The organism is Bacillus sp. AK128 (genome assembly GCF_053903075.1).
In genome coordinates, this window is sequence record NZ_CP096379.1 from 504,766 (window position 1) to 518,043 (window position 13,278).

Sequence of the window (13,278 nt, forward strand, 5' to 3'; positions counted from 1 at the left end):
GGGCCCAACCTATTAAGGTTATGTCCGTCAATTATAAAAATAAAAAACTCTTTAGATTAATTTCTAAAGAGTTTTTTATTTACATTTCTAAATGCTTGTTAGCTTCTACTGTTGGTTTTATTTCCTTTTGCACTTTGTAATCTGGATCTACAACAGGGATATTCAATGACCTTGCAAGAATACGAGCACCTTTATCATGTGAAGCAAATACTAGAGGATTGCCTGATTCAATTTCATTAAATATTCCTGAAATAATAATTTGATCAGGATTAGTAAAGTTCTTACTTTTTGGATCAATACGTGTCCATTGCAATCTATTAGATTTTTGATAAGTTTCAAGTAAGTCAAAACCTAATTGTGCAGAAGCTCGTACTTCCTTAAAGCGATTTTTTTTCAAACCCTCTAGCTCACCGAAGACATTTGGATGTAAGTATAGATGAACGCTAGAGGATTTATAGAAATCTTCCAATAAATTCTGATAATGCATAAGGAAATTAGTATCAACAGCGATGTTATGTCCTCTATTAATGTAAAAATTCAGATGAGACCGATAAGATTCACATGTTTCAGAGTACTTTGTTTTCCATCTCTTTTCCTTTAATACACTGTGTGCTTTATTTGCGAAAGCAGCACTTGAAAAGGCGGGGACAACAACTGTAATTAAAAATAGGACTCCTGCTACATTGTCACTTACAAAAAGTGGAATAAAAGTAAACACAACGAACAGGAAAACTGTAATTACCGTTCGAATCAACGAACCGCAATAAGCGTAACCAGTTCCAGGAAATATTATCTGTAGTATAAACGCAACAATTGGATACCTGATTCGATCTTTCAAAAGCTTACTAATAAAAAACACAACAAAATTGCTAGCTATAAGCCCACTAAACACAATGAAATACCAAAGCAACTTAGAAAAAGTGAAATCCTGTAAAAAGGTTACAAACAAAGTAGAATCTCCTAACGTTAATAGTCTACAAGAAATAATTATTGAAAAAGGACTTAGTAATAATTAGTTATTCTTTTTAAGAGGCAGAATCGTACTGCTTAGGTAGAGGTATACCCTTAACTAGACGGAATTTTAATGATTTATTTACTTTCATTTTAGTCTCAAAGCTTACTAAAGGACTAGTATAAATGTAGTTGTAAGCTTCACGCATACGATTAAAGTATTTAGTTGTGTACGGAATCCAAAGTACGGTTCTCATACTTTCGTAAAATTTAATTGCGTCTTCTTCGCTAATCTGCTCTTTACGTCTTAACTTAGAAAGAGCCAATTTAATTTTAATAGCAAATACTACTTGGAGCGGAATAAATAACACTAACAATATTGAAATAAGTCCAGCAAATAATGTTTCCACAGTATATTTCCCCCTTTCCATTTTTTATACAATTTATATCGGCAATTTTCCAATAGTTTTTAGAAGAAGACAGTAAATTTTTTGAAAATATTTCTATTTAGAAGTTATATTTGTATTGGAAAAACTAGTTAAAAGGAAATGAAAATGTTATATTTGGAATATAGTAATATAATAGTTTCTGATAGTAATCATAAGACTTATATAAGGAGAGAACACATCAATGAGGAAAGCGATATGTCTTTTTATGTCATTATTTTTAGTGCTTATTCTTGGTAAAGAAGTAAATGCTGAAGTGAATTTAATAGATTTACCCCTAACACATTCAGCTAGTGAAGAAATTCAGTATTTAATTGAGAAAGATGTGATTACTGGGTATCCAGACGGTACTTTCAGACCTAATCAACCTGTTAAAAGAATCCAGGCTATCACAATGTTAGGCCGTGCTTTAAAGTGGGATGCTTCTAATCTAAAAGAACCAGCATTTGTAGATATAGAAAAAGGAACTGAGGCTTACGGGTACATTTCGGTGGCGGTTCAAAAAGGTATCATTAATGATTCTACTAAATTTAATCCAAACGGTACTTTAACTAGAGCTCAAATGGCAAAGGTCCTCTCCAAAGCCTTCGATCTGCCAATCGGAAAAGGAAAGAATTACACTGATGTTGCAAATAACCATTGGGCTAGAGAATATATAGACAAGCTTACTTTTTCAAAGGTAACAACAGGGTATCCGGACAATTCTTATAAACCTGAATTTCCAACAACTCGGGTCCAGTTTTCTTTATTCATTGCAAGAGCATTAGATCCTAAGTTTAAAGAAGGGAATAAAGAATTATCAGTGAAAGCTTCTGAACTTGGATACTATAATCATCATCTTTATAGTTGGTGTGATGGAGATTGGTATGATACCTATGACTATAAGAATTGTGTAATGACTTTGGAAGGAACAGAACATCAAGTGACATCACTTCCAGTAGGAGAGATCGCTGTTTGGAAGGATCAATTTTTCATTCAAACAGAATTTGCAAAAATCATATCTTCAGATGCTGAAGGTAAACAAGTCAGAACCATTGTAGATGCAAATAAATTACCTGAAGAAATGGAAACAATATATATCACGGATATGAATGTTACAGCGAATTGGATTTATTTCTCCGTGAGCTCTAATAGTCAATTTGAAGGAGCTATATACAAAGTTAAGCATGATGGAAGTCAATTAACTAAAATACATAATAAACCCAACATGGAGCTTTTGGTATCCGAAGATGAATTATGGTTTCAAGAAGAGTTTTATGAGGGATGGCTTACAAAGCTGAACACTCAAACTGGGAAGAAAACAGAGTTTAAAATACCTGTAACAAGTTTCACTGTTGAGGATGATCTAGTTTTTTATGTAGAGAATAAGGGAGACCATTATCCTCTTTATAAGATGAATAGAGATGGAAGTGGTAAAGAGCTTTTAGACGTCAATGTTAACCCGAACTCAGATATATTTGCTAAAGATTCTTTTATTTATTATGCAAAGGGCTGGGAAAATCCTACCCTATATAAGAAGCATCTTGTTGAAAAGAAGGAAATAAAACTTGTTACTGCTGATAATGGTATCAACATATATGGAATATGGGAAGATGCCTTATACCTATATACAAATCACGGTGAAAATATGAAAGTTAATCTAGCTACTAATGAGGTCAACGATATAAATTTACATCAGTATATTGAACCTGAAATAACCACCAATTCATTAGTTCAACACTTAAACAATCTATTCTTAGGTCAATATGAGATAGTTGTAGGTGATAATCATCCAGAGACGGATGCCATTGTACTAATTGAAGGGAAAAAGGCAATGAATGTTGCCTTTACTAAAGACGACAGTCGAGAGCTATGGATTAACATATACGATACTTCAGATCAATCACTGAATGCTGCAATTGAGATACTAAGAAGCTATAATTCTAATTTTAATGAAGAAGAAGTAATAGGATTAATGAAATCTTCCTTGTCAGAAACCATAACGAATGAATATAAATTTGAAGATGTAGTTCTCTACTTTCAGCCTGCGACAGAATCAAATGACCTGGTAAAGTTGCTGTTCACTGCTGATTTATATTAGAGTATTAAAACGTTGTCTAGAGATAAGTTCGAATCTGTTGAATCTTCTCAACAGATTCTTTACTTTTACTTATTATTCAAAAATAAATATAGTAAGGAGTTGGTGATAATCAGTGTTTGGCCGAAGGAATAAGCAATTTAAACTATATTTTTTGACTATGAGCAAGATGAATAGTAAATTTAGCTAAAACTTAGAAATCTATAGAAAAATTTTTACAAGTGATAAATCTTATGAATAATTTCTGAATCTTACGGGTATACTCTTAGTAAGGTAAACTTTGGTTGGTACAATTCCTAATCTTAAAAATGAAAAAGGTACCAGGCATCATCTACATTTAGATGGTGCCTGGTACCTTTTTCATGTCTTAATAAAAAAACGAGTCACACAACTTTGGTAGCCCAACTTGAAAATGCTGTGTATGACTCGTCAACCAAAAACTTACCGCAATAAATAATTCGAATTCCTGAGATTTTTTTTGGGGAGTTTCAATTGGTAAAACATACCTAGTAAGTGCCATAAGTAGGTGCCAGGCACCACCCATTTTCTGGATGGTGCCTGGCACCAAATGGAACACTTAAAACTATACATTACTTCACAGTAACCACTGTCTCACCCATCTTATCCACATACATATCTGTATTTGCTGCTTCTACAAGTCCTACTTTTAAATGATAGGTGCCTGCTGTTGCAATCGTTGCTTTAAAGTTAGTTGTCACACCACTTGCGAGTGCAAGATCATCCGTTTTAAACCCTTCTGCTGGACCAAAAAATGCTTCTCCGTCTTCATTGGTTGTAAATGACTCCCATTGTCCAGCTGCAACTTCATAGTCGATGGTTTGATTTGCTACTGGTGATCCATCTTCATTTGTAAAAATAGCCTTATACCGGACAAGCAGATCCTGTGACACTTGAGTTGCTGTTGCGGAAATAGAGAATGGGTTCTCTACACCAGCAGTAAAATCATTGAAGCCAGTAACGAAAGAGAAATCAACTGAACCTGGGTGCGAGACAACAAAGTCTAATCCTGCCACTTCTCCAATTGTTTGTTCCGGTGTTGTCGCATTAACTAAAGATAGTGAAAGACTGTAAATATCAGCATCAGTAAAGGTTGTTTTAAAGGCAGTCGTAATACCATCCTGCAGACCTATTCCCTCTGTTGTGAATCCCGCTTCTGGGCCGAAGTATGCCACTCCATTTTCATCGGTAGTAAAGGTTAGCCATTGATCTGGTTCAACTTCATAGCTAATCGTTTGGTCTGCGACAGGGGTACCATCGTTCCTAACTAGTATTGCTTTATATCTAACAGGAGTGTCTTGGGAAACATTTGTGGCTGTTGCTTTAATGGTAAATGGTGCTTCTTCGTTAGCTTGAATGGTGTTAAATCCTGTTAGAAAATCAAAGTCTACTGTAGCCGCCTGTTCTGGTTGAGTTGCAGTTGCATTTTCATTGTAATCTGGATTTGCTGTATCACCAATCTTGGCAATTCCTGCTTTTACTTCGTCATAGTTAGTAATCATATCACTAGCTTTACTATTTGCTGGTAGGATTAATTGTTGAATTTGGGTGCCAGGAGAAACAGTTAGCTTGGTAGCAGCATCCGTTAGCACTACTTGTCCAATAGTCGTTGCCTCACCCGTAATAGTGGCACTTTCAGAAGCAACTACCATTTTGTTTACAGTTGTTGTTCCTCGTGCCTCGAGTATGACATTTGCACCTTCAATCTGTAAATTTCCAAGAGAAGAATTCTCAAAAATATAAGGGTTCGTGTTTGCTACCTGAGCACCAACTACTTCACCATTAATGATCGTTCGGTAATCAACGGTTACATTATTAGCATAGAATCCGTTCGCTTCAATAATTTCCAATTCATCCGTAATCGATAAATTCTGTAAAGTTACATTGTTATCATATACTTGAATGTTCTTTACTGTATTTCCTCCACCGTCTAAAACCGCATTATTCCCAACCTCTCCACCGGTAAAGATTCTAAGTCGCAGTAGCTCTGTAAACTCATCAATTTCATTAAACATTGCAGAAATCTCAGAGTCAGCTAAAATATCTTTATTAGTAGGATTTAAAATACCCTTTAGTGCATCAGTGACTCCAAGTGTGAGAGTGCTGGTTCCCAAATCATAAATTAATCCATCTGTTGTAATGTCAGTGTGGGGGATAAGGGTACCATAGGCGATTTGTGACTCATACACAAACTTGGCTAAATGACCACGGGTTGTTTTATTTGTTTTTCCAAAGTTCTCAAAGGACATCGTAGTAACTTCAGTATTGATTAATGTCTGGATATATCCATCAGACCAAGTAGCGGGATCATTTGGCTCTTCAATTGGTTCTGCTGAAAGCTCGAATGCATTAACCAACATTTTAGCCATTTGTTCACGTGTAACCGTCTCCCTAGGTCTAAATTCTCGTTCTCCATTAACTGTGTACCCCTTTAAAACACCATCATTTTCTAAAGCAGCTACATAGGGATAGGCCCATGCATACTCTGCATCCGTTCCGTTTTCAACAACATCACGAAAACCAGGATTTTCTAAAGTACTTATATCATATCCTGCGGCTAATGCGATAATCTTGGCTGCTTGTGCACGATTTATTGATTGATATGTACCGTATGTATCCTCAGCAATCCCTTTTATATAGCCTTTTTGAGCTAAGTCTCGTACATATTTATAAAACTCATGTTCATCGTTTATATCTTTAAAATCATTCACATCTTTGGGTGTAAGGGTTGTCGTTGTTTCTACTGCTTGGATTCCACGTTCCTCGGCACCTGCACGATCAACATTTCCTGCACCTAATATAATTGTCCCTAATAACATCGTTCCTACCATTATTTTCACAGTACCCTTTTTCACATTGGGTAGGTTTTTGGAAACATAGGACTTCACAGCATTCTTTAACTCTTGATCATCTCTGTTATGACCTTCCCCAAGCTCCCTTGAAAACTCTGTATCATTAGGGTTCATATAAAGTATAATGATGTTCTCATTATTTTGTTTGGTTAATTCGTGACGGATAAAATGAAGCATATAGTCCCTCCTATTATTTAAAATCTTTTCTATTTTTTACATAAGTGGTAAGGATATGTGTTCGAAATTTTTTTATTTGCATTGAATAATAAGATATCCCACTAATTACCTAAAGCTTATTAAGCTTAATTCCTCTAAAATAATCTTGTTAGAGACAAATAATAATGAAAAAAGGTGGGCATATGAGGAAATTAAAGGCTTTTAGATTGATAATATTTTTCCTTTCACTTACTTTACTTCTGCCTGGCTTAGAATCAACAAAGATTGTCAGTGCGAGTATGCAACAGAACAAATCTGCTTTTACTGATGTAAGTAGCTATAAGAGTGAGATAGAGTATTTAGCTAGTTTGTCAATTATTAAAGGATATCAAGATGGTACTTTTAAGCCATATTCTACAGTTAATCGTTTACAGGCAGTACAGATGATCTTACGCGAACTTGGTATTACGATTGAATCAGAAGAGGATGTTCCTTATATTCCATTTACTGATCTGAAGCCTGGGGAGTATGGGTATGATGAGGTAGCAATTGCGACAGTACTTGGAATTGTCCAAGGAAAAGATGACGGTAAATTTGATCCTTTCGGGAAACTAACTAGAGGACAAATGGCAAAGATATTTTATAACGCCTATAATTTGACGGGAAAAGCATCTAAAGACTTTACAGATGTAAAAAGTGGGCATTGGACATATGAATATGTTCATGCACTTGCTGCTAACGAAATTACAACCGGCTATAATGATGGAAGCTTTAAGCCCAATGCACCTATCCATCGAATGCATTTTGCAGCCTTTTTAGCACGTTATATGAATGATTCGTTTAAACCAGAAGTGACATCCCCCTTAACTCGTAAAGAAATCATAGCTAAGCAGGAAAGTGTCGTTATGGTTGATGTATATGACGAGTACGGGGAGTTATTTTCTCAGGGAAGTGGTTTTGTTACAACGAATGGACTTATTATAACCAACTTTCATGTAATTCATGGAGGGGCTTATTATGAAGTGACAACACATTCTGGGGATATTTATGAAATTGAAGGTGTTGTTGATTATGAAGTAGATCAGGACATCGCCATACTAAAACCTTTTGATCGACTTCCTCTTAAACAGCTGAAACTGGGAACTGTAGGAAAGGTTGATAAAGGGGATGATGTAATTGCCATTGGAAATCCACTAGGGTATCAGAATTCAATTTCTACTGGAATAGTAAGTGGGATTAGAAATCTTGCCGAAGAAGGATTAGATGTTGACATGGTTCAGTTTACAGCCCCTGTAACTTATGGTAGTTCAGGTGGACCTCTATTTAACATGGAGGGGTATGTAATTGGTCTTGTTTCATTTGGTTATGAGATGGGTGGGTTAAATTTTGCTCTAGTTTCTGACCATGTAAAGGAACTATTATCTCCTTATATCGGTGTTCCTTTTTACCAAATGCCAATTATTCCAACTGATCATTTACCAGTCTATGAATATGTGGAAGAAGAAATCATTGAAGAACCAACACCATCAGAACCAACTGGACCAACAGTTCCAGAAGAAGAGATGGCACCTATCGAAACAGTCACAACCGAAAAGTTTTATTTAAGTGAGCGTCTAACTGAAACTGTATTTCATCCTGAGTTACCGATTATGTATGGTATTGATCTATACGGTGATGTGGTAGAAGTTAATTATGAAACGCAAGAGATTAACACTCTCTCTTTATCACTTCCAACTGAACGAATTTTCTATGCTAATAATGAGCTTTACGTTACCTTGCTAAAAGGACAACATAGTCCTTATTGGTGGGATGAAGAACAAGAGGGTGGAATTGCTATCATTGATACGACAGACTTCACCCTAAGGTCTGAATACGATATTTTAATAGATCCTTATGACATAGTCGCTGATGAAAACTATCTTTATGTTTCTTCAGGTTCTGGACAGTGGACGAATCTAAAGAGTTACAATCGAACTACGATGGAAGAAGTTGATTCCATTTCGATATATGATTCAAGTTTTTTGGAAATGAAACCCGGCCAAAAAATGATGTATTCTATTACAACCAGTATTTCTCCAAGAGATGTTCAAGCATACCATATCTCAAATGGAAGGTTTGAAAGTACGTATGATTCTCCTTATCATGGAGAGCATAACTTAGCAATTGGTATGACGGTTTCAAAGGACGGTAAGTATATCTTTAATCATAGCGGAATAGTCTTTAATTCAACTTTGTTAAAATCTACGAACATGACATATTTGACCAAGATTGATTCATTCTCAACGATAGGTTTTGATGTTCTAAACAATAGGTTTTATACTGGGTTAGACAATAAAATCAAAGCGTATGATAATCAAACATTTACAACTACTGATGAATGGTATGTAGACGCTACGATTAACGGTATGACTACTTGGGATGGAAAAGTGATTCTACTAACAACAGAAATGCCGAACAATGTTCCAGTGCAATCTGTGCAAATATTTACACCATAATAAAAGTGGCAGTCTCCTAACATTGAGACTGCCACTTTTTATTTATTAAATCAATAGCCCTTTTTAAGTAAAAATTATAACACAGAATAAATAAAAACCAGCTAACTCTAATCAGAGTAGCTGGTTACCCAATATATAAACTTCTCTTCAGGAAGAATAGTTTATCAACCAAAGTCTCACTAAATATTATTCTGCAATATTCGACAATATTTGTCGAAATGTAAATTATGGAACATAAGCTTTAAATGACATACAAAAAGAGAGCCACTAAGTGACTCTCTTAAGCTACCTATTTATAAACGGGCACATCGAAAACAAGGGTATAGTTATTTAGTAAACCATAAAGATTACTAATATTGTTCACTTGTTTTACAGCCCATCCAATATCTGTTGCATATTGATGATGTCCAGGAACTTGAGGATTCCATCTCATCTTATACAAAGTATTTTGTTTATAATCAGGGTTATTGATATAACCTGTAGAGATATATTCAGCTCCACCAATAATAGCTGCTTCTGGAGTAAACCAGCCGTTTTTGTAAGCAAATTCAGTTCCGCATTTCATTGGACAGCTGTCATATGCTCCCACACCGTACATATTATAGACTATTTTTGGCTCAACTGGTTTCCCGGCAACCTCTGAAACTAAGACACCTTTCGCTAAAGCAGATGCCCCGTTTCCGGTTTCTAATAGTGCATGTGAAATCAAATAGATTTCATTCACTTGATATTTTGTACTTGCATTAATAAAGGCTTGTCCTTGATTTTTTAGAATGCCTTTATTGAAAAGTATACGTTCATTTACTTCCTTAACCGAAATTCCTGCACTTTCAGATAAAAGTAGGAATTGGAAATAGCTTTTATCGCTCGGATTAAAGTTTAAAGGATTAAGATAAGCTAGTACATCATGTTCCTTGGCATTTCTCCAAGCTCCGTATTTAATTTCAAACCAATCTCCACTTTGAGAAAGGATCTCTACTCTATTTCCTTGTCGTAAGGCACCTACTGCCCAAAAAGAGGTGTCTGGGCCTTCACGTACGTTTAAGTGGGTAGCAGTTACCGCTCCATACATTGGAAAAGTAGGTAGTTCAGTTGAAGCTGTGACTGCGTCCAATTGAATAAAATCTTTATGGACGTAAGTTTTATCGTTTCTGTACTTATCAGTCTGTGGACCCTTTTTCATCTGAGTTGCCAACATATCATTCATAGATACAGAATAGTTAGTATATCTAAAGATAGGCCCTACTTGTACACCTGACTTATGGACGTATCCTAATCTACCACCAACATCGACTTTCCACCAATTCCCCGATTCCTCGATGATTGGATAACTTTGACGATCTTTAAGATATACATAAGGAACTAATGTTCCACTAGTGTTATCATAAACTGGGACGCTAGATAGGGTAACAAAGTTTTTATCGCTATTTTTCAATCCGTTATTCAAGTTTTTAATCGATGAGCTATCGGCTGGTCGTGTAGAATCCTTCCAAATATAAGCTAATCGATCTCCAAACCTAATTTGATGCCAGTTCCCCATATCACTAACTCTTGGATATACTTGACCTTTAACCAGTGTTCCAACTGAAACTAAGCTTCCAGAGCTATTATCATATATGGTTAATTTATCTTCTAATACCTCAAAATACTTGTCCGTGGACTTAAATGGAAGTTTAGTAGCTGGTTTATAAACATAGCCATGTCTTCCGGAGAAATCTACCGTATACCAATTCCCAGTTGATGAAATAAGTGGATAGCTTACTCCTTTTTGAATGTTTCCATATGGGACAAGCTTTCCAGAAGTATTATCATAAACAGTTAAGTCAAGCATTGGAATGAAGCTTTCTTTGCCAATAGACTTGTTGTTTTTATTTTTGATAGATTGACCATTAGAAGGCTCAGTTGAACCTTTCCATACAAAGCCAAGCCCTGTACCAAATTTAATTTGATGCCAGTTTCCCATGTCCCCAACTCTAGGGTATTCTTGTCCTTTCATTAGAACCCCAACTTTTACAAGTTTACCAGTGCTATTATCATAGACTGATAAGTGTTCTACTAAAGGCTTAAAAAAACGATCACTGCTTTTAAAGTTGATGCTTATGCCGTTTTTGTGTACGTAGCCAACTCTTCCAGCAAAATCAATCTCAATCCAGTTTCCGTAATCACGAATAATTGGATATTGATTGCCTTTTCCAATATATGCGAAACGGATTAGTGATCCAGTCGAGTTGTCAAACACTTCTAAGGTTTGGTTCGCAGTAAGCGTTCTGTCTTGAGCAGACTTTGAATTTAACTTTAGATTTGCCCCCTCAGCTGGGACGGTTGATGCTTTCCATACATATCCAAAACCAGTACCAAATTTAATCTTATGCCAGTTTCCTAGGTCCCCAACACGTTCAAATACTGCGCCTTTTTCTAGGCTACCAACATATACTAGTGAACCAGAGCTATTATCGTATACAGTAAGTTGATCTGCTGTTACTTCAAAAAACTTTGTACTAGATGTAAAAGATGGTTGTACAGTAGCAGATGTTGTTTTTATCTGTGCTTGCTTAGAGATTTCTCTTACCTGTTCAGTAGTGGAAGTAGAATCATCTTTAGCATCTTGTGCTGCTTCTTCCTTGAGGTCTTTAGTTACCTCTTTAATAATAGAAGGATCTTCTTCTACGATTGTAGCTTCATCGGATTCACCAGAATTTTCAGGTTGTGTATGAAGAACAAGATCATCTGTTTTATTCAAGAATGCTAGGTTATTTCCAACTAAGACAATAAAACGATCTTCGGTTTGGTCATAAACAGGATATTGTTCATTTTCTGTAAGTGTAACAATACTTTGCTGTTCTTCATCATAGAGTGACATTTCTTTACTAATATCAATGTACGAAGAAACGGTATCGTAAGTAGTAATTTGCGTAATTGCAGTTTCTGTTTCTGCAAGTTTAGATACTTTCTGTTCTTCTACATAAGCTATTGAATTTCCCCACTGGAAATATGCAAAGCCCTCTTTCATTTCTAGCACGTGAATTTGTGCGCTTTTAGAAAATGTTCCAACCTTCTCTTTTTCTGTATCTTGCCCAGTATAGATGGTTGTCTCTTCTTCCATCATTTCATACAGACCAAGAGATTGAATTACATCCTTGCTACTTTCTAAGGATTGAGCTGATATAGGAGTTGCAATTGTTGATAATAGCAAGAATACTAGAGTAATAAAACTACTTATTTTATAAAATTTTCTATCCAAACTGTCTTACACCCCTCCCTAATTACTAGTTCGAATTCTATTATACTATCAAAAGGGGAAAGAAATAAGACGAAAATAGTAATATTTTTGTTAAAAATGTTGGAAGATGTCTACTTTTGGATATAATGGTTAGTAGCAGAAATAAAGGAGAGTGTGAGATATGAGAAAAGTGAGAAAGGCGATAATACCTGCAGCGGGCCTTGGTACGCGCTTTTTACCTGCCACAAAAGCAATGCCTAAGGAAATGCTACCCATTTTAGATAAGCCAACCATTCAATATATTGTTGAAGAAGCGATTGCTTCTGGGATTGAAGATATCATTATTGTTACGGGTAAAGGTAAACGTGCAATTGAAGATCATTTCGATAATGCACCTGAGTTGGAACAAACCTTATTAGAAAAAGAAAAATTCGAATTACTAAAGGAAGTTCAACACTCGGGAAATTTAGTTGATATTCATTATATTAGACAGAAATCTCCGAAAGGACTTGGACATGCCGTTTGGTGTGCACGGAAATTTATAGGAAATGAACCTTTCGCTGTATTATTAGGTGATGATATCGTTCAATCGACTACACAGCCATGCTTAAGTCAACTTATTGAGCAGTACGAGAAAACGGAAAGCTCTGTTATTGGGGTACAGCCTGTTTCAGATGAAGAAACTAGTCGGTATGGAATAATTGATCCCTTAAGCGAAAAGGATGGACTTTATCAGGTTAACAGTTTTGTAGAGAAACCAGCAGCTGGAACAGCACCATCAAACTTAGCCATTATGGGACGATATATATTTACACCGGATATTTTTCGCTTTTTAGAAGAACACCATGTTGGAGCTGGTGGAGAAATACAGTTAACTGACGCTATTCAAAGGTTAAACCAATTACAGCATGTTTATGCATATAGCTTTGAAGGAAAACGCTATGACGTGGGAGAAAAGATTGGATTTGTAAAAACGACCGTTGAATTTGCTTTGCAGAATGCAGAACTTCGTGATGAAGTAATGGAGTTTTTAAAAGAAATAATCAGTGAAAAATAAAAAGGC

General features: G+C 35.6%; 7 protein-coding genes. 3 read left to right on the forward strand and 4 right to left on the reverse strand.

Annotation, left to right across the window (positions count from 1 at the left end; genetic code table 11):
- Window positions 1-79: 79 nt before the first annotated feature.
- Together M1D60_RS02215 and M1D60_RS02220 are read right to left on the reverse strand one after the other, a co-directional pair.
- Complete coding sequence (locus M1D60_RS02215; RefSeq protein WP_456277596.1) at window positions 80-949, reverse strand: PIN domain-containing protein; 870 nt, start codon at window positions 947-949, stop codon at window positions 80-82.
- A gap of 76 nt (window positions 950-1,025) precedes the next feature.
- The gene (locus M1D60_RS02220) at window positions 1,026-1,361 is read right to left on the reverse strand and encodes a hypothetical protein (RefSeq protein WP_456277597.1); all 336 of its coding nucleotides are present in this window, start codon (window positions 1,359-1,361) and stop codon (window positions 1,026-1,028) included.
- A 220-nt stretch (window positions 1,362-1,581) separates the two neighbouring features.
- Between M1D60_RS02220 and M1D60_RS02225 the strand changes: the two genes are divergently transcribed.
- Complete coding sequence (locus M1D60_RS02225) at window positions 1,582-3,477, forward strand: S-layer homology domain-containing protein (RefSeq protein ID WP_456277598.1); 1,896 nt, start codon at window positions 1,582-1,584, stop codon at window positions 3,475-3,477.
- A gap of 587 nt (window positions 3,478-4,064) precedes the next feature.
- On the opposite strand, the gene M1D60_RS02230 is transcribed toward M1D60_RS02225, so the two are convergent.
- A complete protein-coding gene (locus M1D60_RS02230; protein WP_456277599.1) occupies window positions 4,065-6,521 on the reverse strand; it encodes an S-layer homology domain-containing protein in 2,457 nt (818 codons plus the stop codon).
- A 182-nt stretch (window positions 6,522-6,703) separates the two neighbouring features.
- Between M1D60_RS02230 and M1D60_RS02235 the strand changes: the two genes are divergently transcribed.
- Window positions 6,704-8,995, forward strand: coding sequence for an S-layer homology domain-containing protein (locus M1D60_RS02235; RefSeq protein WP_456277600.1), 2,292 nt, complete (start codon window positions 6,704-6,706; stop codon window positions 8,993-8,995).
- 289 nt (window positions 8,996-9,284) lie between these two features.
- On the opposite strand, the gene M1D60_RS02240 is transcribed toward M1D60_RS02235, so the two are convergent.
- Window positions 9,285-12,236, reverse strand: coding sequence for an SH3 domain-containing protein (locus M1D60_RS02240; protein ID WP_456277601.1), 2,952 nt, complete (start codon window positions 12,234-12,236; stop codon window positions 9,285-9,287).
- Window positions 12,237-12,396: 160 nt separating this feature from the next.
- Here M1D60_RS02240 and galU point away from each other — a divergent pair, with 160 nt between their 5' ends.
- Entirely contained in the window at window positions 12,397-13,272 is an 876-nt protein-coding gene (galU, locus tag M1D60_RS02245) for a UTP--glucose-1-phosphate uridylyltransferase GalU (RefSeq protein WP_456277602.1), read from the forward strand.
- Window positions 13,273-13,278: the final 6 nt, after the last annotated feature.

Excerpts from the sequence above, each read along its gene's own strand:
- M1D60_RS02225 (WP_456277598.1), top strand. The coding sequence starts at position 1,582 with ATGAGGAAAGCGATATGTCTTTTTATGTCATTATTTTTAGTGCTTATT.
- M1D60_RS02230 (WP_456277599.1), bottom strand. The coding sequence starts at position 6,521 with ATGCTTCATTTTATCCGTCACGAATTAACCAAACAAAATAATGAGAAC.
- M1D60_RS02235 (WP_456277600.1), top strand. The coding sequence starts at position 6,704 with ATGAGGAAATTAAAGGCTTTTAGATTGATAATATTTTTCCTTTCACTT.
- galU (WP_456277602.1), top strand. The coding sequence starts at position 12,397 with ATGAGAAAAGTGAGAAAGGCGATAATACCTGCAGCGGGCCTTGGTACG.